Raw genomic sequence first — 19536 nt, 5'->3', positions numbered from 1 at the left:
AGCTATGGCGTGAGGGAAACTCGGAAATCATGTCATGACGTCAGGGCAAGACCAGGGGCGAGAGAGATCCACAGCATCCAGATGAAAGAAACGCCAGATGAAAGAAACGCACTGCGCCGAAGCCGGGCACCCGGGTCCGGAGGAGGGGCAATCACGCGTCCGATCCTGTAATTACTGGTTTACTTTACATAATGTAGATTATCGGCGTTATTGGAGAGTTGCTGGAACCGGCTGTTGTGGTCGCATTGAATCACATCGAGACGACCACAACAGCCCGCTATTTGGAAACATACGCAGCCAGGTGCTTTCCAGTCAGCGTCGACTTGCCGGCCACAAGATCTGCGGGCGTTCCGGCGAAAACGATCTTGCCGCCGTCGTGACCTGCGCCGGGACCAAGGTCAATGATCCAGTCGGCATGAGCCATGACGGCTTGATGATGTTCAATCACAATGACTGACTTGCCCGACTCGACTAAACGGTCCAGCATTCCCAGCAGATTCTGGACATCGGCCAGGTGCAGTCCGGTGGTTGGCTCGTCCAGGATGTAAATGTCACCCTTTTCGGACATCTGCGTTGCCAGCTTGAGGCGTTGGCGCTCACCGCCGGACAATGTCGTGAGCGGCTGTCCGAGGGTCAAATAGCCCAGTCCGACGTCGGCAAGGCGGTCAAGGATCTTGTGGGCGGCTGGGGTGCGCGCCTCCCCTTCGCTGAAGAAACCCTCGGCCTCATTGACGGACATTGCAAGCACTTCTGCAATATTTCGGTCCCCCAGCTTGTACTCGAGGACTGAGGCTTGAAAGCGCTTTCCGTCACACTCTTCACATGTGGATTCCACGGTGGCCATGACGCCTAGATCCGTATAGATAACGCCGGCGCCATTACAGGTGGGGCAAGCGCCCTCGGAGTTTGAGCTGAACAGGGCAGGCTTCACACCGTTGGCTTTGGCGAACGCTTTTCGGATCGGCTCCAGCAGCCCTGTGTAGGTGGCAGGATTGCTCCGACGCGAACCACGGATGGCTCCTTGATCGATCACCAGGACGCCGTCGCGGGCCGCCACTGATCCGTGAATCAACGAACTCTTACCGGACCCGGCCACGCCTGTGAGAACGCAGAGAACGCCAAGGGGGATATCGACGTCGACGTCTTTGAGGTTATTCGTTGACGCACCGCGGACCTCCAGCTGGCCATGAGCTGAGCGAACACTGCTCTTGATGGAAGCGCGGTCGTCGAGGTGGCGCCCGGTGATGGTGTCGCTCCCCCGCAGGCCGTCCAGACTCCCCTCAAAGCAGACAGTGCCACCGCCCGTACCGGCGCCCGGCCCGAGGTCAACAACGTGATCGGCAATGGCGATGGTCTCTGGCTTGTGCTCCACCACCAGCACAGTGTTTCCCTTATCCCGCAACTGCAGCAGGAGTTGGTTCATGCGCTCGATGTCGTGGGGGTGCAGGCCGATGGTGGGTTCGTCGAAGACGTAGGTGATGTCAGTGAGGGAGGATCCCAGGTGCCGGATCATCTTGGTCCGTTGTGCCTCTCCCCCGGACAATGTACCGGCGGGCCGGTCAAGGGAAAGGTACCCCAGTCCGATTTCCGCGAACGAGTCCAGGAGGTGCTGGAGACCCTTCAAGAGCGGAGCAACTGAAGGCTCGTCCAGATCGCGGATCCACTCTGCAAGGTCGCTGATCTGCATGGTGCATACGTCTGCGATGCTCTTGCCCTTGATCTTGGATGACCTGGCCTCGGGGCTCAACCGGGTACCTTCGCACTCAGGGCACGTGGTGAACGTGATGGCCCGCTCCACGAAGGCACGGATATGCGGCTGAAGGGCGTCGACGTCCTTGCTCAGCATGGACTTCTGGATCTTGGGGATCACGCCTTCGTAAGTGAGATTGATGCCCTCCACCTTGATTTTGGTGGGCTCACGGTACAGGAGGTCGTGGAGTTCCTTTTTGGTGAACTTGGCGATGGGTTTGTCCATGTTGAAGAATCCGGAACCGCTGAAGATTCGCCCGTACCAGCCATCCATGGTGTAACCGGGGATGGTGAGCGCGCCCTCACTGAGGGACTTGCTGTCGTCATACAGCGCCGTCAGATCGAAGTCGTTGACCGAACCCATGCCCTCGCAGCGCGAGCACATTCCGCCCAACCGGTTGAAGGAAGCCTTCTCAGTCTTGGTCTTGCCCTCGCCCCGCTCCACTGTGATGGCCCCACTGGCTTTCACGGTTGGAACATTGAAGGAGTAGGCGTTGGGTGAGCCGATGTGGGGATGCCCCAGACGGCTGAAGAGGATCCGCAGCATCGCGTTGGCATCGGTGGCCGTGCCTACCGTTGACCGAGGGTTGGACCCCATGCGCTCCTGGTCGACGATGATCGCCGTCGTAAGTCCTTCCAGCATGTCAACATCAGGGCGGGCCAATGACGGCATGAAGCCCTGCACGAACGCGCTGTACGTTTCGTTGATCATCCGCTGCGACTCTGCCGCGATGGTGGCGAAAACCAGGGAGCTCTTACCTGATCCTGAAACGCCCGTGAAAACTGTGAGCCGCCGCTTCGGAATCTCGATGCTGACGTCTTTAAGATTGTTTTCACGCGCACCCTGGACCCGGATCAGATCGTGGGTGTCGGCAACGTGCGACTGGGGAGATTGCGTGTCAGTGCCCGCAGCAATTGTCATCATTTCTCCATCTGTTAGGCGGCGCTGCCCAACAGTCCCCCGTCGGCGTCGCCTGGCTCACACTGACCAGCCTCGATCAGTACGTTTGATTCTGCCATTGTCTTCACAGGTTTACTCACTAAGAATGAAGCATGCCGGTATACGTGAGGTCCCTTGAAACCGCAGTTCCGCCAACCATCCTCGTCCAGCAACAAGCTCGTGAAGTTTTCGCATCCCAGCCAGGCCTGACCCGGCTGGGAACGCGGCTCGTGACCACCTGCTTTGACTCCGCAGCAATTGATACGCGCTACACGGCTGTCGAAGAGCTGAGCCTGGACGCGCATCCCGAGAATCCACGGTTCTTCGATCCCGAAACCAACCGGGTCCTGAGCCCCAGTACCAAGGTCCGCAACGAAATCTTTGCCACAGAAGCAACCAAGCTCTTCGTAGAAGCCGGCAAATCTGCAGTGGCACAGGCGTCGGGCATCGATCTGGACGACATCACCCACGTCATCACTGTGTCCTGCACGGGCTTCTTCAATCCTGGACCCGACTACAAGGTGGTCCGCGCCCTGGGGCTTAACCCCGCCGTGCAGCGGTACCATCTCGGATTCATGGGCTGCTATGCCGCATTTCCCGCGCTGAAGGCGGCAAAGCAGTTCTGCGTGGCCGATCCCAATGCTGTGGTTCTGGTGATCTGTGTTGAGCTTTGCTCCCTTCACGTCAGGACCTCAAATGATCCTGACACGATCATGGGCTCAGCCATTTTCGGCGATGGCGCAGCGGCCGCGATCGTCACTGCCCGTGAACCGGAGGGGCCGGATCCCGTGATCCGGCTGGATCATTTTGAAACTGTGCTCACACCAGTGGGCGAGGAAGCAATGGCCTGGAACATTGGCGATGAAGGATTCGAGATGGTGCTGGGTTCCTACGTCCCCCACATCATAGAAGAACACATCACCGGGGCCCTGGAGCCGCTGCTGGCCAAGGAGCCTCAACTGGCTGGACTCCCCTACCGGGACATCACGCATTGGGCCATCCACCCGGGCGGCCGCAGCATCCTGGATAAGGTCGAGTCAAAGCTCGAACTGACCCAGGAACAGCTGGTCCCGGCGCGGGAAACACTTAGGGAGTACGGCAACATGAGCAGCGCCACCGTGCTGTTTGTCCTGAAATACATGCTGGGGCAGAACGCAACCGAACGCGAGGAACGGATCTGCTCCATGGCCTTCGGCCCGGGGCTGACGGTGGAGACTGGCCTCTTCACACTGGTCTCCCCCGAGCTGTGAGTCCGTGGGGATCCCTCCAACACAGGGATCTGCATTCTGTGGAGGAGATGGACAGAGCTGATTGCGACCCCCAGCGGCTCAACAAAACCTATGCCAGGTTTCCCGTGGTCAACAGGCTGCTCTCGGGGTGGCACGGGACCTACTGCACCTACGTGCGTCCTCTGCTCGCAGAAAAGGGCGCAGCATCCTTGCTGGACATTGGTTGTGGCAGCGGGGACGTGGCCCGGAACCTGGCACTCTGGGCCCAGAGGGATGGCTTCAGGCTTGAAGTGACAGCGATTGACCCGGATGAGCGGGCTTACCTGTTTGCGTCCCGGGCCGTTCCTGTGGCGGGTGTGACATACCGCCAAGCACACAGCTCCGAGTTGGTAGCCGAGGGGCGGACGTTCGACGTCGTGATGTCCAACCACGTCCTTCACCACCTCGACGACGCACAGCTTGCGGGTGTTCTGCGTGACTCAGAAGCGCTATGCCGGGGCGTGTCCCTGCACAACGACCTCAATCGCAGCAACGTGTCATACGTGTTGTTCGCCGCAGGTTTCTGGCCGCTTGGGGTGGGCTCCTACATATGTGGTGACGGCTTGGTGTCCATCAAGCGCAGCTACACGGCTAGCGAATTGGAGTCCACGGTTCCGGAGCACTGGTCTGTGGACAGAAACGGCCCGTGGCACAACCTGCTCGTCCACAGGCGCCCTAAGTCAACGGAGCTTCGGGAGGAACGTGCTTGACGTTGTGATTGTCGGCGCAGGCCCGGTGGGCCTCTTCATGGGGCTACTTTTGCTGCAGCGCGGCCACCGGGTCCGCATTCTGGAACGCCGGAGCGACAGAAGCACCCGTTCGCGAGCCATCGGAATCCACCCTCCTGCGTTGGCTGAGCTTTCCCGGGCCGGAGTGGCCGCCCAACTTGTGGCCTCAGGTGTCCACATCCGCCGCGGCATCGCCTACAGCCGTGGACGCAGGGTGGCTGAACTCCCGTTTTCCGGGGATCCCGCCGTGCCGTTCATCCTTGCTGTCCCCCAGGCCGTCACGGAGAAAGTCCTGGAAACCGCAGTCATGGAGGTGGACCCGCAGGCAATCATTCGGGGTACGGACGTCCGCGAAGTACTGGACAACTTCCGGTCGGTGCGCGTCATGGCCAACTCCGGGTCGAAGCTTCACCAGTTCACCGCCAGATTGGCAATTGCTGCCGACGGAGCGCACTCCAGCATCCGTCAGGGGTTACTGCCCCACTTGGCGCCGAAAAGCTATCCGGACTCGTACATCATGGGCGACTTTGCAGACGACACAGGGCACGGCAGTGACGCAGTGCTCTATTTGGAGCCCGAAGGGATTGTGGAGTCGTTCCCCCTGCCGGGTGGCGTGCGCAGATGGGTGGTGAGGCTGGGCGAACCGGATAGAGGCACGACGGCGGCCGGATTGGCTGAGTTGGTGGGGTCCAGGACGGGTGAGGTGCTTGATGCGGCAAGCAACTCCATGGTGAGCGCCTTTGAGGTGAGTTCACGTCTGGCGAAGCGGATGATTCACGGCCGCGTGATTCTCTTAGGTGACGCTGCCCATGAAATCAGTCCAATCGGCGGGCAAGGCATGAACCTGGGATGGCTGGACGCTGCGGCACTCGCGCCCATCATGGACGCTTCCCTCAAGGGAGACGATGTCGGGCGGCGGCTCCGCGAGTTCGAAAAGTTACGCCGCAGTGCCGCAGTGCGGGCGTCGAGGCAGGCGGGGCTCAACATGGCTCTGGGCAGGCCCCTGCCACCGCAGTTTATGACCACCAGGAACAAGCTCTTTGCCGCTGCGCTTGAGCTTCCCGCAGTGGCAGGATTGGTGGAGCGGCGCTTCACCATGCGCTAGTTATTCCGGCGTGGTGTAGTAGCAGTCGTAGGTGTCCTGGCTGGTGATCAAGCCATCCCGAAGCTCAAAAACAGCAGTGCTTCTGGCTCGGATGGTATCGCCGCGGTCCCAGTGTGGCAGGTCGAGGAGCAGTGTGGCGGACCAATTCATTTCAAGGACCACGCGGTTTTCCTGAGTAGTAGTCCGGACCACGTCGAAGCGCTGATCGACAACAATTTCCTTGCTGTGGTCGGCTCCCGCCAAGGTCTCTGCCAGGGTTCGGGTGGAGCCGGTTTTGGACAATGCATGTGGCCACTCTGTGAGCTTGAAGTCTTCTGCCAGGAAGGGCCGCAATTCGGCAGCTCCGCCGCCGGCTTCAACAGTCCTGACGAAACCCAGTACGTGGTCCAAGGGTGTAGAATCGCTCATTTGTCGAGCCTAGTCCATGGTCCATGGCCCCTGCCGCGCTAGGCTCAAGGCATGACGCATCAACCTCATCACGAGGCACCCAACCCCGCCACCGACTTCAATCCGATGCAGATCAGGGATGCTGTCCGCCGACTTCTTGATTCGGAGGATCTTCCGGCCATTGTCCAGGCGGGCCATCCTGTCCTGCGGCAGGTGGCCGCTCCCTTTGATGGCCAGGTTGACGACGTTGAGCTGATGGCCTTGGTGGACCGGATGCGTGATGTCATGCATGAAGCGCCCGGGGTTGGCGTGGCCGCTCCCCAGTTGGGCATACCGTTGCAACTGGCGGTCCTGGAGGACAAGTATGAGGTTGATCCGGCATCGGCGGCGGTGCGTCACCGGGAACATCTGGAATTCCTCGCCATCATCAACCCGCAGTACAAGCCGCTGGGAACGGAGATTGCCTCATTCTACGAAGGCTGCCTCTCTGTTGCCGGCTACCAGGCCGTTGTGACACGGCATCGCAACGTTGAGTTGCGGTACACCACCCCTGCGGGGGAAGCCGTCGAAGAGTGGTTTTCAGGCTGGCAGGCCCGCATCGTGCAACATGAAACGGACCACCTCCACGGAACCCTCTACCTGGACCGCGCCGAAATACGTTCGCTGACCAGCAACGCAGAGCACTCAGCCCGGTGGTCTGCCCCTGGGATCGATGAGGCCCGCAGGTCCCTCGGCTTTCTCCACTGAGGCCGAACGTAGCGGGACGGCTACACCTCCGGGGTGTTTGACGGCGTGGGAAGGTGTTGTGCCCACCAGTGAAGGATGTGCTCGAAGCGCTGCTTGCGATGATGGGGTGTCCCGGATCTGGAGAGTTCGTGGTCCTCGCCGGGGAAGACCAACAGGGCGGTCTCCACACCTTGGCTCTTCAACTGGGAGTAGTAGCGCTGTCCCTGTTCAACGGGGCAACGAAGATCATTCTCGCTGTGGATCACCAGGGTGGGGGTTGTCACGGATCCGGCCACGGCCATAGGGCTCTGGGCGGCCATCTGCTCCGCAGTACCTCCGGTGTATTCGCCCCCAAAGAACCAGCCGATGTCTGATGAGCCCGTGAAGCTGACGGGATCCAGGAAGCCACGTTCCACGATCGCTGCCGTGAACCGGTGATCGTGAGCTATGGTCCAGGCCGTGAGGTATCCGCCGTAAGAACCACCCATGATCCCTACACGATCCTGGTCCAAGGCGTCGAAGGCGGCCAACGCTGAGTCCAGGAAGGCGAGGACGTCCTGCATATCCACTGTGCCCATGCGCTCCTTAAGGGCCCGGCCATGGGACTGGCCGTAGCCGGAGGACCCCCGCGGATTGCACATCACCACCGCGTACCCGGCTGCGGCGTATACCTGCGCTTCGTCGAAGTAGGCGCCGGTGTATTGCGCGAACGGTCCGCCATGGATGTTCAGCAGGACGGGGTGCGGTCCAGGCCCGTCCGGCAGCACGACCCATCCATGGACCCGGTGGCCGTCCTCGGAGGATGCCCCGAAATCCACTGGCTCGCTGACCCGTGAGTTATTTCTCAAGCCTGCTGAAAAGTCTGTCAGCAGGCGCAGTTCATTTCGTTCCAAAGATGCTACGTCGCCCATCGTGGCGGCATCCGAGTAGCTGACCGCTATTTCGCCGTTGGCTGCCACGCTTGCTCCAATGACCACCCGGGCGCCGTGGACCAAGGGCGTAATCTCGCCTTCAGCGGGAACATCCAGCAGTTCGACGCTGCCCAGAGCCGTGTTGAGCACCAGCACGCTGGCGGGACCGCTGGGCTCCAAAGGCCCGGCGACATCCAGATATTCGACGTCGGTCAGCGGCACGGACTCTCCCCCGCCGATGGGCATGACATGGAGGACGCCGTTGCGTGCCACGAAGTCCCGGCCCGTTTGACCCATGTCCTGGGCAATGTAAAAGAGCCATTGGCCATCAGTCGATGTACGGACGTCCGTGACAGTCTGTCGGATTTTGTTTGAAGGTTCGACGGCGGTTGGCTCGCCGCCGGAGGCTGCTACCCGGTAAACGGAGGTGACCAGATCGTCGTCGTGCCCTTGGTGCAGGCCGGCCACGAAATAGATCTGGGACCCGTCAGCGGAGAAGCACGGGGAATCGTGATCGGCATCGCCAAACGTGAGCTGCTTGGCTGCAGGTATCCCGTTGACTTCGCGGGCCGGCTGTTCATGGGCTGCCCGCCCACGGGGTGCAACTGCGGGTTCGCCGCCCAGTTCCGGTACCTCTACGACGAACACTTGTTGGGGCTGGTCCCCTGTGTATCCCACGCCGTTCATCCGGTACTGATTATTCGTGATCAGGCGGGCATCTTCGCCTCCAGCAGTAACGCCGTCGACTGTTCCGTAGCGGCCCTGCTCCGCCACCCTGGCAAGGAAGGCAATCCGGTGCGAATCGGGAGCCCAGATAAAACCGCTGATGCCGCTGTGCTGATCCGTGATCCGTTGCGGTTCGCCGCCGGCCGCCTCCACCACGAACAGCTGCGGCTTGCCATCGGGATCGCTTCGGAGGAAGGCAAGAACAAGCCCATCCGGTGAAAATGACGGCGAACTGTCCCTGAATCCGCGCGTGATGCGGCGAGGGTGCTTGGTGATGTCCAACGGGACGCTCCACAGCTGTCCAACGTAGCTGTCGGCATCGAAATCCGGTCTGATGACGGAGACCACAGCTTTGGTGCCGTCAGGGTGGATGGCGGGGGCGGACACGGAATTCAGCAGGGGAAGTTGCTCTGGTTTCACGCTGGTGAGCCTAGCCCGGTGTTTTCACCACAGGTACCAGACACTCCGTCCCACCGTAGGATTGGAGCCATGTTGTCCCATGCTGTTGCTGCCCTCCGCTGTCCTGTCTGCCAAGGGGCGTTCCAGCTTAAGGAAGATCAGCCACGGAGCCTGGCCTGCGGTGCGGGGCACACCTTTGACGCCGCGAAACAGGGCTATTTCAACCTGCTGACGGGCAAGGGCACCGTCTTTGAAGCTGATTCGGCTGACATGGTTGCCGCCCGATACCGGTTCTTGGAGGGCGGGCACTACTCCGCTCTGGCCGATGCTGTTGCGGATGTTGCCGAGGGCGTACTCCGGCGACCTGATGCGTTGGTCCTCGACGCCGGGACCGGGACCGGACACTATCTCCGGGCAGTCACCGCAAAGAGCGGGGCCAGCGCCGTGGGCCTGGATATCTCCAAGTTTGCGCTTCGTCGGGCGGCTCGACTCAACCCGGAGGCCGCCAACCTGGTGTGGGACATCTGGCGGCCACTGCCCATGGCGGACCACTCCGCGGACGTGGTCATGGTGGTCTTTGCTCCACGAAACCCCGCAGAATTCGCCCGCGTGCTCCGGCCGGGCGGAACCCTTGTGGTGGTGACGCCGCGGCCCGGGCATCTCGCGGAGATCGCCGCCCGGACAGGGATGCTGGGGATCGAAGATGGCAAAGAGGAACGCCTGGTTGACAGCATGCGGGCGCATTTCGCTTCCGGAGACAGCCACACCCTGGATATCCCCTTGCTTTTGAGTGGCCCGGAGGTAGCAGATCTCGCCTTCATGGGCCCGGCCGGCCATCATCTCCACTCCGGGCAGTTGTCCGGGTTGGCAGAATCCGATGCTTCCACGACCACCACGGCCATGTTCCGGATCAGCGTGTTTACCGTGTCCTGACGTGGGGCGGTACGTCGGGCTAGGATGGGAGAACAGTGACTGTGATCCCCCTCGCGGGATCCGGGACCAAGGGGGAACGGATGTTTGAATGGCTCGGCGAGAATTGGTGGGCCCTCTGGCTCACCGTGTTCCTCGCGTTCGCAGTGGTGGAGATGCTGACTCTCGACCTCTTCTTCATCATGCTGGGCGGCGGTGCCCTTGCCGGCCTGATTGCTGACTTCGCCGGCGCCGAGTTCTGGCTGCAGATTGTTATTTTCTGCGTTGTTTCCCTCTTGATGATTGCCTTCGTGCGGCCCGTGGCGCTCAAGCACCTCCACAAGGGGCCCGAAGAACAGCGCTCCAATATCGACCGCCTTATAGGCCAGTCAGCTCTCGTCATCGAAGCCGTGAGCGGCACAAGTGGACTCGTCAAAATTGGCGGTGACGTATGGAGCGCCCGCAGCACCGCTGGCGTCATCGACGCCGGCGCAACAGTCCAGGTCACCAAAATTGACGGCGCGACGGCGGTAGTCGCCTCGTCTGCCGACAATAGCCCGCGCTGAGGCGCCCACTGATTTAGTCGGTTGCCGGGTGGGCAACCCGCCCGCGCAAAGCCGCATCAAACCACGCAATTGGGGAACGAAGGAGATGTATGGACGGCTTAGGAGGAACAGCAGCAGCAATTGTGCTGATTGTTCTCGTCATTTTTGTCATCATCGTGTTGGTCCGCTCGGTAAGGATCATCCCGCAGGCACGAGCCGGCGTCGTAGAACGACTCGGCAAGTACCAGCGCACGCTTAACCCGGGGCTCACCATACTGATCCCGTTCGTCGACAGGCTCCTGCCGCTGCTCGACCTGCGCGAACAGGTGGTGTCATTCCCGCCGCAGCCGGTCATCACCGAAGACAACCTTGTGGTTTCCATCGACACGGTGGTCTACTTCCAGGTCACCGATCCCAGAGCGGCCACGTACGAGATCGCAAACTACATCCAAGCCGTGGAACAGTTGACCACCACCACGCTCCGTAACGTGGTGGGTGGACTCAACCTCGAAGAGGCGCTGACGTCCCGCGACCAGATCAACGGCCAGCTCCGTGGTGTGCTTGATGAAGCTACGGGCCGCTGGGGAATCCGCGTTTCACGCGTTGAACTGAAAGCGATCGATCCGCCCCACTCCATCCAGGACTCGATGGAAAAGCAGATGCGTGCTGAGCGTGACCGTCGTGCCGCAATCCTGACTGCGGAAGGCACCAAGCAGTCCCAGATCCTCACCGCAGAAGGCCAGCGTCAGGCAGCCATTCTTGCTGCTGAAGGTGACGCGAAGGCAGCTATCCTTCGGGCTGACGGTGAAGCCCAGGCCATCCAGAAGGTCTTCGACGCGATTCATAAGGGAAATCCGGACCAGAAGCTCCTGGCCTACCAGTACTTGCAGACGCTCCCCAAGATCGCCGAAGGGAGTTCCAACAAGCTCTGGATCATTCCGAGCGAAGTAGGCGAGGCACTCAAGGGCATCGGTGGTGCCCTGGGAGGCAGTAACGGTGACTCACCTGCCGCCGGCCTTTTCGGTGATGAATCCGGCAAGGGGGCCCAGCCGGCCCGTACTGCCGAGTAGCCGAAACGCCTCACAAAGCAGCAGTAACCCGTACCGGACGGCCAGCCATTCTGTGGCTGGCCGTCCGGCCTTTAAGGCCCGCTTTGGGTAGAGGGACCTCATCCGCGTATAATGGGATATTTGTCCGGCTGGTTCAGTGTGGATGGAACATAAAAGCTTTGCCAGGCGTTGCAATTAGTGATGCAAGGTGTGCAGAAGTAGTCCGTAAGGAACGTGCAAACGGCTTACGGCTAGCGCGGGGTTCCTGCTCCGCGAACAGACAGAGGGAGTAATCATGAGCGATCGCAGCCTGCGGGGTATGCGTCTTGGCGCCCAAAGCATGGAAACCGAATCCGGCGTTGAACCGGCGCCGCGCCAGCGGGTCGAGTACCGCTGCGAGGATGGCGAGCAGGTCTTCGTAACCTTCTCCTCCGAAGCCGAGATCCCCCCGGTGTGGGTTTCCAAGACGGGCAAGGAAGCGCTTCTGGTTGACGGCGAGCGTCCCGTGGATGCCAACGAAAAAGCTGTACGTACCCACTGGGACATGCTGCTTGAGCGCCGGAGCCTTCCCGAGCTGGAGCAGATCCTCGAGGATCGATTGAACATCCTGCGTGAGCGTCGTGGAGAGCGTCGTTCCGCTTAGTCTGCAGCGACTGAGACAACAAAGGCCGGGTCCGTTTCCTCAAGGAAACCGGACCCGGCCTTTGTTATTGCCCAACTACTTAGCGGCTGCGGGTGACTTTCGAGTGAGCTTCGCCCAACGTGCTGCCAGTCCCCATTTGGTCACGTTGATCATGGCTTCCACCACGATGTTGCCGCTCATCTTGGAGGCGCCGAGCTCTCGCTCCACGAACGTGATGGGGCGTTCCTCGATGCGCAGGCCGAGCTTGGCCACGCGCCAGGCAAGGTCCACCTGGAACCCGTAGCCCACGGACTCGACGGCGTCCAGATTGAGTGCCTCCAGCGTGCTGCGACGGAAGGCCCGGTAGCCACCGGTAACATCCTTGATTTTTACGCCCAACATGATGCGGGCATAGGTGCTGCCAATGCGGGAGATAGCCTGCCGGTAGAGCGGCCAGTTGACCACGCTGCCACCCGGGACCCACCGTGAACCCATGGCGAGGTCGGCGCCGTCCTTGACGGCATCGAGAAGAAGCGGCAACTGCTCCGGCTTGTGGGAGCCGTCCGCGTCCATTTCCACCAGGACGTCATAGCCGGCAGCCAATCCCCACTTGAAACCGGCGATGTACGCAGCGCCGAGGCCTTCTTTGCCCTTGCGATGCAAAACATGCACCTGGCTATCCGCTGCGGCGAACTCGTCAGCCAGCTGTCCCGTACCGTCAGGGCTGTTGTCGTCAACCACCAGAACATCGGACTCGGGTACAGCAGCGCGCAGCCGCCCCAGCGTCTTGGGGAGCGATTCCAGCTCGTTGTAGGTGGGAATGATCGTCAGGACACGCAAGAAGAGGCCTTTCCTTGATGGAGCGGTCAGTGTGCCGGAGCAGCCTGGCGGCTGGCATTCTGGCGCAACTCTCCATTATAGGACGCCGGACGACTCTTCCCGGGCCGCTGTGGCGCCGGACACAACTGCCGGGAAGCTGCGGGCAGGTCCACAAGCCCAGCACCAGTGGCGCCGAACAAGGATATTCCGGACGAACTGTTTTCCGGGTCGCTGTGGACCTGCCCACTCACTTTGCCGCCACCATGAGCCCGCTCCGGCCACGGCCGAACCAGCAAGCTCCGGCAGCTGCCTCTGCAATGATGATCCGTTGAGCCTCAATGCTACGGACTCACCCCACTCTGTCAACCGGCGGTTGACCTGCGGATCCTTGCATCGGTCCAGTTCAGCACCCGATCTCCGTCATGAAATTCGGTGTCTAGGCCCGCAGTGAGTCATGGGCAAACAGTTCATGTCCCTCGCGAACCGTTTGCAGGCAGCGGGGATCGCTGCCGGTGTCGAGGGCAGGAAGCAGCGGAGTGCGGGCACGGGGGTCGGTGCTCCAGGACTGAACGCGGCTGTCCGCCACCTGAACCATCAATTCCTCGACTTCCCACACGGCGAAGCTGGCCGGTGCGCCCGGAACCAGCTGGCCCATCAACGGGTTCCGGTACTTGGCAGCCCGCCACCCTGCCCGGGTATGGCCAAGGAACGCGGCACGCGCCGAGATTCGTTGTTCGGGGTTGCTGTGCTCCAGACACGCGCGAACACTGGACCATGGTCGCAGGGGTGTCACAGGGCTGTCACTGCCAAAGGCAATGGGCACACCGCTGGCGTAAAAGGATGCGAAAGGGTTCATGGCCTGGCTGCGATCGCCGAGTCGTTGCTCGTAGAGACCTCCGGCCCTGCCCCACGCGGCATCGAACCCTGGCTGCACACTGACCGTAATGGAATACTTCGCCAGCCGCTCAATAGCGGACTGGTCAGCCAGCTCCACGTGCTCAAGGCGGTGGCCCGCTGCCCGGATCCGCTGCTCCCCTACCTCGGCAGCGGCTGCATCCAGGGCGTCCAGGACGGCACCCAGTCCGGCATCGCCAATGACGTGGAAACCCGCTTGGACGCCCAGTAAGGACGTGGCCGCAAGGTGTGTGGCGGCATCGTCCACCGAGAGATACAGGCTGCCGCGGTGCCCTGGCGCATCGGCATAGTCGTTCATGAGCGACGCCGTCCGGGAGCCGATGGAACCGTCCATGTTCAGGTCCCCCGCAAGGCCCAGTACCTTTGTTCCCAGACTGTCCAGGATGGTTTGGGCGTGATCCGCGGATCTGGCCAGTTCGCCCCAGTAAGGCAGCACTTCGGGGCTGTTCGTGTGCTCATTCCATGACGCGGCCATCCGAAGATCGTCAGGACCGCAGATGTGGGGTGCCGCCATCTCCGCCATAGCCACGTAACCGTTGGAAGCGGCCTCCTGCAGTGCCTGTGCTTGGTATGCGCGTCGTTCGCCGTCAGGCAAATGCCGCGCCGCCAGCCGGGCCGACGTGTGCGCTTGCCGCACCACATGGGCCGTACCGGAGAATCCGTCCTTCCCTTTCAATCCAGCCGCTGCTGCCAGCGAGGACGACACCAGAGCAGAGTGCACATCGATCCGCGAAAGATACACGTGCCGTCCACCCGCCGCCCGATCCAGTTCCTCAAGAGTGGGCAGTGTGGGGTCACTCCAGCCCGTCTCATCCCAACCATGGCCCAGAACTGAACCTGAGCCGCCAACGGTGGCAACGGCGTCGAGCAGTTCCTTGGCTGACCGCACCGACGCCAGCTGCAGGCCGGACAACGCGAGTCCTGTCTCCGTCAGGTGTGCGTGTGAATCCACGAAGCCAGGTGCCAGGAGTGCACCGCGGAGATCGATGATCTCCATCGATGAATCGGCGATGGAAGCAGCAGCCTGCTCGGAACCCACCCACGCAACGGTGTCGCCGTCCACCACCATGGCCGTGGCAAAGGGATCTGCGGCCGTATAAATCGACCCGTTGCGATACATGGTGACCTTGTGGTCCTTGTGGTCATGGCCGGCTGGCACGCCTGGCTGGTTCATGCGTAATGCTCCTTGAGCTTTGAAAACAGTCAATCAGTGAGACAACAAAAGGCGGTGCGCTAAGCCACTGTTGAATAGGCAACGACGCCGCGTCGAACCAAGTCGATGGATTCCCGGCAGATCCTCGCCAATCGAGGATCCAGTTGCGGGATCTTGGCCAACTGGTCCAAGAGATCCACAACCTGCTTCGCCCAGCGGACAAAGTCTCCGGCCGCCAGATCGGTGCCACTGAGCACCTCCTGCAGGTGGCGGCCCTTTGCCCACTTGTACATGGGCCACATCAGTCCCAATTCCGGCTCACCGGTGAGCGGCAGCCGGTTGTGCTCTTCCGTGTCCTCAAGCTGGGACCATTCGCGGATCACGATGTCCACGGCCGACTCGAGCGACACCGAGGGCATCTTGGGCCGGAGTCCCCGGTCCTCCCGCTTGGCCTGGTACACCAGGCAGCTGGCAAAAGATGCCAGTTCGGCAGCGTCGAGATCATTGATGGCGCCGCGTCGGATCGTCTGGGAAATGAGAAGGTCCTTCTCACCATAGATACGGCGAAGCCGCTGACCGTCTGCGCTGATGGCGACCTGTCCGGCGTCGCTGGTTTCCAAGTAGCCATAAACCGAGAGAACATCGCATACGCGGTCAAAGGTCTTGGCAATCGTATTGGTCCTGCCCTGAATTTGGCGGACCAAGCCGTCAGTTTCCCGGCGCAGCTTCCACCAGCGCTCTGACCACCGTGCATGGTCCTCCCGTTCGCTGCAGCCGTGGCACGGATGTGCCCTCAGCGACCTCCGAAGATCGGCGATCTTCTTTTCCTGGTCCGGCAACCGGGCTCCCAAGCCGAAGTCCTCGTGCCTGCTGTTGCGTCGGCTCTCCGGCGCGTCCTCGCTGATGGCGTGGCGCATTGCGGAGGCCAGGTCACGCCGCGATTTGGGCACCTTGGCGTTGAAGGATTTGGGGATCCGGATACGGGTGAGGGGCGAGACCGGTCCCTCGAGATCGTGCACCCCTATGCGGCGCAGCTGGTTATCCGACGTGAGTACGGAAGGCCTGGGCTCGCGGGCGTTTCGATCCACCTCAAGGACCACTGCGTGTCCGGCCAGTCTTCCGCTGTGGATGCTGATGACGTCGCCAGGGATCAGCCGGGTCAGGGAATCGGCCACATGGGATTTGCGGGCACGCTGGTGGTCGCGGGCCGCGAAATTCTCGGCGTCGCTGAGTTCCCGCCGCAGTTTGGAGTATTCGGTGAAATCCCCGAGGTGGCACTGCATGGATTTGGCATAGCCTGCCAGGGATTCTTCGCGTCCCCGGACCTGCCTGGCCAAGCCAACTACGGAACGGTCTGCCTGGAATTGCGCGAAGGAGGACTCCAGAATTTCGCGTGCCCGAACCCGCCCAAACTGCGCAATCAGGTTGATGCTCATGTTGTAAGTAGGCCTGAAGCTGGAATTCAAGGGGTACGTGCGTCGCGACGCCAGGCCGGCCACCGCGGCGGGATCCGTACCGGGCTGCCACAAGACTACGGCGTGCCCTTCGACGTCGATTCCACGGCGGCCCGCACGCCCGGTGAGCTGTGTGTACTCCCCTGCGGTGATGTTCACGTGCGCTTCGCCATTGAACTTTTCCAGCTTTTCGAGGACCACGCAGCGGGCGGGCATGTTCACGCCAAGGGCCAGGGTTTCGGTAGCGAAGACGGCCTTCACCAAGCCATCGGCAAAGAGCTTTTCCACCACTTCCTTGAACGTGGGCAGCATGCCCGCGTGATGGGCTGCAAAACCCCTGACGAGGCCATCGCGCCAACCCCAGAAACCGAGGACGTCCAAATCGTCAGCGGGAATCTCGTGACTCGCTTCATCCACACGCTGGGCAATAATCTGCTGCTCGTGCTCGGTGGTCAGCCATAGGCCCGAGGCCGCGCATTGCGCTACCGCTGCGTCGCAGCCTGCTCGGGAAAAGATGAACGTAATGGCAGGCAAGAGGTCCTGGCGGCGCAGGCTCTCGATCACCTGCGGACGGCTGGCTTTCCTGACGGGGCTGCGTTGTTCTGACTGCTGGCGATCGTCCCGGTAGCGGTCCTGGCGGCGACGGCTCCGTCCGCCATGGCCAAAGCGTCCGTTCATGTTCATGCGGCTTTCCGAACGGGCCATGGCAAGAAGGTCCGGATTGACCTCAAAGCCGGGTCCGGTGACCGCTTGGCGAACTTGGCTGGCCGCGGAGCGCTTGGGTGATGTTTTGCGGTGCTCTGTGGGCGCTGGCTCGCGGACGATTTCCTCAGCCTCGGAAAGATCCGGCGCTTCGGTTTCCTGCTCCCCGGGTGCCCGGGGAGCGATCTCATCGAACGTGGTATCGCCGGCAAAAAGGTCCACGATGTCCCGGCCCACCATGACGTGCTGCCATAGGGGCACGGGGCGGTGCTCGGACACGATGACGTCGGTGTCACCCCGGACGGTGTCCAGCCATGCGCCGAACTCTTCCGCGTTGGAAACGGTGGCGCTCAGGGACGCTACCTGCACTTCGCTGGGCAGATGGATGATGACTTCTTCCCAGACGGCACCCCGGAAGCGGTCGGCCAGGTAGTGGACCTCGTCCATCACTACAAAGCCAAGATCGCCGAGTGTTTCCGAATCGGCGTAGAGCATGTTCCGCAGGACTTCGGTGGTCATAACCACCACCGGGGCATCGCCGTTGATGGTGGTATCACCGGTCAACAAACCAACGTTGGCTGCGCCGTATTTTGCTGCCAGTTCTGAGAACTTCTGGTTACTCAGGGCCTTAATGGGGGTGGTGTAGAACGCTTTCAGACCGCGTTCCAATGCGAGATAGATGGCAAACTCGCCAACGATTGTTTTGCCTGCACCCGTGGGGGCTGCCACCAGAACGCCGCGCCCTTCCTGGAGTGACCTGCACGCTTCGCGCTGGAAGTCGTCCAGGTCAAAGTCCAGCGAACGGGCGAAGGACCCGAGGTACGTTTTCGACTCAGCGGCGCGCTGGGCAGCCGCCTGGTAACGGTCTGATGGAGATGAAGACCCGGAAATGGAGGACATGCATCAAGCCTAGTGGCCGAATGTCTAGAGATTCTCCAGATCCGAGGCCGGGGTGGCGATGTTCGCCGTGGCCTCGGTCTCGGCCGCCCGCTTGATGGCGCGACGCTCACGGCGGCGGTCGTTCAACACGCAGACACCAATGGCAGCGAAGAACAGGAGAAGCATGGGCGCTGCGAGGTAGAACATGCTCATGGCGTCAGCGCCGGGAGCAGCCATCGCAGCGAACAAGCACACCAGGAAGATGGTAATGCGCCAACTCTTGATGAGTTGCTTGCCCTTGACGATTCCTGCCAGGTTCAGGCCAACCAAAACCACCGGGACAAGGAAAGCGATACCGAAGGCCAGCAGGAGCCGGAGCACAAAGGCCAAGTAGATTTCGGCGCTGATGAAGTTGGATCCACCCACCGGAGTGAAGTCAGTCAGGACCCGCACGGCGTTGGGCAAAACGAGCCACGCGAGGAGGACGCCGCCGATGAAGAGCGGCACCGCTGCTGCCACGAACGACAACGCAAGTCGACGCTCTTTTTTGTGAAGGCCGGGCACGATGAAAGCCCAGAGCTGGTAAATCCACACCGGGCTCGCAAGAATCACGCCTAGGAAGACCGAAACCTGCACCATGAGGTCAAACGAACTGGCGACGCCGTCAAAGTTCAGCGTTGCGGCGCGGCCTTCTTTTTCGTTGAGATCCTTGATCGGCTTAATCAAAGCCTCCAGAAGCGGCTGGTAGACAATGAAGCCCACCACCGTTCCCAGGATGACGCCGATTGCAGCCTTGAAGAGCCGGTTCTTCAGCTCCTTGAGGTGGTCAAGGAGCGCCATCCGGGCTTCGGGGTTGGCCTTGCGCCCCTTCGTCTCAACCACTTCTTACTAGACGCGGGTGGAGGGCGGAACGTCAGTCTCGCCGTTGTTCTTGGCGTTCACGTCCGGGTGACCAACAACCTTGCCTTCGACGGCGTCGGAAGAGTCCTGGGCGTCCTTCGTTTCGGAAGAGCCGTCCTTCTTCATTTCCCGGACTTCAGACTTGAAAATACGCATCGACTGCCCAATGCTGCGCGCCATGGACGGCAGCTTCGGTGCTGCAAAAAGCACCAGAGCCAGGACGATGATGATGATGAGATGCCAGCCTTCGAGCCTCATGTGGGGAGGTCCTTTCCTTTTGGATACATCCTACGTCTATCTGAATTCAATGTCGTGCAGGTTTTGGGGCTGACCCCGCTCTGCTTTGCGCTTGACGCGCTTCTGGCGACGAACTTCCTGGCGGAAGGCTTTGGCCGTCAGGTAATCATGACGCATCTGCTCCGGTGAGGCAAAAATTGCGGAGCCCGGCTCAGGGTGGTCCTCCGTCCGTTCAACATCGGAGGTTTCGACCATAGGCGAAAGGTTGCTGAAACGTTTACCCGCATCGCCCAATTCATGAACAGTTGACATGAATTTCCTGAACAAGCGGTACCCCAGCGCCAGGTGCAGAAGCAATGAAAGGGCTATTAGCGCGATCCACAACAGGATCCAGAACCACCAAGGCATCTGAG

The 19536-nt window shown here is 61.2% G+C and carries 17 protein-coding genes; 8 read left to right on the top strand and 9 right to left on the bottom strand.

The features are described 5' to 3' along the window. Positions 1-277 precede the first annotated feature (277 nt). Positions 278-2671, bottom strand: a complete 2394-nt coding sequence (locus BMY91_RS10285; RefSeq protein ID WP_177179898.1) for an ATP-binding cassette domain-containing protein — start codon at positions 2669-2671, stop codon at positions 278-280. Between the two features lie 131 nt (positions 2672-2802). On the opposite strand from BMY91_RS10285, the gene BMY91_RS10280 reads away from it, so the two are divergent. Genes BMY91_RS10280 through BMY91_RS10270 form a run of 3 tightly spaced genes read left to right on the top strand, consistent with a single transcriptional unit; the run spans position 2803 to position 5790 of the window. Then, positions 2803-3939: a type III polyketide synthase gene (locus BMY91_RS10280; protein WP_090821503.1), complete on the top strand. Its 1137-nt coding sequence runs from the start codon at positions 2803-2805 to the stop codon at positions 3937-3939. After that, the gene (locus BMY91_RS10275; RefSeq protein ID WP_090821501.1) at positions 3936-4667 is read left to right on the top strand and encodes a class I SAM-dependent methyltransferase; all 732 of its coding nucleotides are present in this window, start codon (positions 3936-3938) and stop codon (positions 4665-4667) included. The genes BMY91_RS10280 and BMY91_RS10275 overlap by 4 nt, the downstream gene beginning before the upstream one ends. Further along, a complete protein-coding gene (locus BMY91_RS10270) occupies positions 4660-5790 on the top strand; it encodes an FAD-dependent oxidoreductase (RefSeq protein WP_090821499.1) in 1131 nt (376 codons plus the stop codon). The genes BMY91_RS10275 and BMY91_RS10270 overlap by 8 nt, the downstream gene beginning before the upstream one ends. Here the strand turns inward: BMY91_RS10270 and BMY91_RS10265 are convergent, their stop codons facing one another. After that, positions 5791-6198, bottom strand: coding sequence for a nuclear transport factor 2 family protein (locus BMY91_RS10265; protein ID WP_090821498.1), 408 nt, complete (start codon positions 6196-6198; stop codon positions 5791-5793). A 51-nt stretch (positions 6199-6249) separates the two neighbouring features. On the opposite strand from BMY91_RS10265, the gene BMY91_RS10260 reads away from it, so the two are divergent. Continuing rightward, complete coding sequence (locus BMY91_RS10260; RefSeq protein ID WP_090821496.1) at positions 6250-6924, top strand: peptide deformylase; 675 nt, start codon at positions 6250-6252, stop codon at positions 6922-6924. A 20-nt stretch (positions 6925-6944) separates the two neighbouring features. Here BMY91_RS10260 and BMY91_RS10255 read toward each other — a convergent pair whose 3' ends face one another. Beyond that, complete coding sequence (locus BMY91_RS10255; protein ID WP_090821494.1) at positions 6945-8960, bottom strand: S9 family peptidase; 2016 nt, start codon at positions 8958-8960, stop codon at positions 6945-6947. 69 nt (positions 8961-9029) lie between these two features. Between BMY91_RS10255 and BMY91_RS10250 the strand changes: the two genes are divergently transcribed. The 4 genes from BMY91_RS10250 to BMY91_RS10235 all read left to right on the top strand — a co-directional run bounded on the left by BMY91_RS10250 (position 9030) and on the right by BMY91_RS10235 (position 12085). After that, positions 9030-9872 (top strand): methyltransferase domain-containing protein, encoded by an 843-nt coding sequence (locus BMY91_RS10250; RefSeq protein ID WP_090821492.1) that lies wholly within the window; start codon positions 9030-9032, stop codon positions 9870-9872. 80 nt (positions 9873-9952) lie between these two features. Continuing rightward, complete coding sequence (locus BMY91_RS10245) at positions 9953-10414, top strand: NfeD family protein (protein WP_090821770.1); 462 nt, start codon at positions 9953-9955, stop codon at positions 10412-10414. Between the two features lie 89 nt (positions 10415-10503). Next, the gene (locus BMY91_RS10240) at positions 10504-11463 is read left to right on the top strand and encodes an SPFH domain-containing protein (RefSeq protein WP_090821490.1); all 960 of its coding nucleotides are present in this window, start codon (positions 10504-10506) and stop codon (positions 11461-11463) included. 274 nt (positions 11464-11737) lie between these two features. Then, positions 11738-12085, top strand: a complete 348-nt coding sequence (locus BMY91_RS10235; protein WP_011774875.1) for an RNA polymerase-binding protein RbpA — start codon at positions 11738-11740, stop codon at positions 12083-12085. A 75-nt stretch (positions 12086-12160) separates the two neighbouring features. Here BMY91_RS10235 and BMY91_RS10230 read toward each other — a convergent pair whose 3' ends face one another. The 6 genes from BMY91_RS10230 to BMY91_RS10205 all read right to left on the bottom strand — a co-directional run bounded on the left by BMY91_RS10230 (position 12161) and on the right by BMY91_RS10205 (position 19531). Next, complete coding sequence (locus BMY91_RS10230) at positions 12161-12904, bottom strand: polyprenol monophosphomannose synthase (protein WP_090821488.1); 744 nt, start codon at positions 12902-12904, stop codon at positions 12161-12163. 415 nt (positions 12905-13319) lie between these two features. Next, the gene (locus tag BMY91_RS10225; RefSeq protein ID WP_090821485.1) at positions 13320-14972 is read right to left on the bottom strand and encodes an amidohydrolase; all 1653 of its coding nucleotides are present in this window, start codon (positions 14970-14972) and stop codon (positions 13320-13322) included. A 59-nt stretch (positions 14973-15031) separates the two neighbouring features. After that, positions 15032-18007 carry a DEAD/DEAH box helicase gene (locus BMY91_RS10220; protein ID WP_090821483.1) on the bottom strand — a complete coding sequence of 992 codons (2976 nt, stop codon included), beginning with the start codon at positions 18005-18007 and terminating at the stop codon, positions 15032-15034. Positions 18008-18031: 24 nt separating this feature from the next. Further along, positions 18032-18868, bottom strand: a complete 837-nt coding sequence (gene tatC / locus BMY91_RS10215) for a twin-arginine translocase subunit TatC (protein ID WP_090821480.1) — start codon at positions 18866-18868, stop codon at positions 18032-18034. Positions 18869-18874: 6 nt separating this feature from the next. Further along, on the bottom strand, positions 18875-19144 hold the full coding sequence (tatA, locus tag BMY91_RS10210; protein ID WP_090821478.1) for a Sec-independent protein translocase subunit TatA: 270 nt from the start codon (positions 19142-19144) through the stop codon (positions 18875-18877). A gap of 36 nt (positions 19145-19180) precedes the next feature. Then, positions 19181-19531 carry a hypothetical protein gene (locus BMY91_RS10205; protein WP_090821476.1) on the bottom strand — a complete coding sequence of 117 codons (351 nt, stop codon included), beginning with the start codon at positions 19529-19531 and terminating at the stop codon, positions 19181-19183. Between the last annotated feature and the right edge of the window lie 5 nt (positions 19532-19536).

The sequence above is a fragment of the Arthrobacter sp. yr096 genome, assembly GCF_900108925.1.
In the GTDB taxonomy this organism is placed as follows: Bacteria; Actinomycetota; Actinomycetes; order Actinomycetales; family Micrococcaceae; genus Arthrobacter.
This window is presented reverse-complemented; position numbering and strand designations above follow the sequence as displayed.

Bases quoted from the DNA above. Each gene is read 5' to 3' on its own strand.
- BMY91_RS10265 (WP_090821498.1), bottom strand. From the start codon at position 6,198: ATGAGCGATTCTACACCCTTGGACCACGTACTGGGTTTCGTCAGGACT.
- tatA (WP_090821478.1), bottom strand. From the start codon at position 19,144: ATGAGGCTCGAAGGCTGGCATCTCATCATCATCATCGTCCTGGCTCTG.
- BMY91_RS10280 (WP_090821503.1), top strand. From the start codon at position 2,803: ATGCCGGTATACGTGAGGTCCCTTGAAACCGCAGTTCCGCCAACCATC.
- BMY91_RS10285 (WP_177179898.1), bottom strand. From the start codon at position 2,671: ATGACAATTGCTGCGGGCACTGACACGCAATCTCCCCAGTCGCACGTT.
- BMY91_RS10260 (WP_090821496.1), top strand. From the start codon at position 6,250: ATGACGCATCAACCTCATCACGAGGCACCCAACCCCGCCACCGACTTC.
- BMY91_RS10240 (WP_090821490.1), top strand. From the start codon at position 10,504: ATGGACGGCTTAGGAGGAACAGCAGCAGCAATTGTGCTGATTGTTCTC.
- BMY91_RS10220 (WP_090821483.1), bottom strand. From the start codon at position 18,007: ATGTCCTCCATTTCCGGGTCTTCATCTCCATCAGACCGTTACCAGGCG.
- BMY91_RS10235 (WP_011774875.1), top strand. From the start codon at position 11,738: ATGAGCGATCGCAGCCTGCGGGGTATGCGTCTTGGCGCCCAAAGCATG.
- BMY91_RS10245 (WP_090821770.1), top strand. From the start codon at position 9,953: ATGTTTGAATGGCTCGGCGAGAATTGGTGGGCCCTCTGGCTCACCGTG.
- BMY91_RS10205 (WP_090821476.1), bottom strand. From the start codon at position 19,531: ATGCCTTGGTGGTTCTGGATCCTGTTGTGGATCGCGCTAATAGCCCTT.
- BMY91_RS10225 (WP_090821485.1), bottom strand. From the start codon at position 14,972: ATGAACCAGCCAGGCGTGCCAGCCGGCCATGACCACAAGGACCACAAG.
- BMY91_RS10250 (WP_090821492.1), top strand. From the start codon at position 9,030: ATGTTGTCCCATGCTGTTGCTGCCCTCCGCTGTCCTGTCTGCCAAGGG.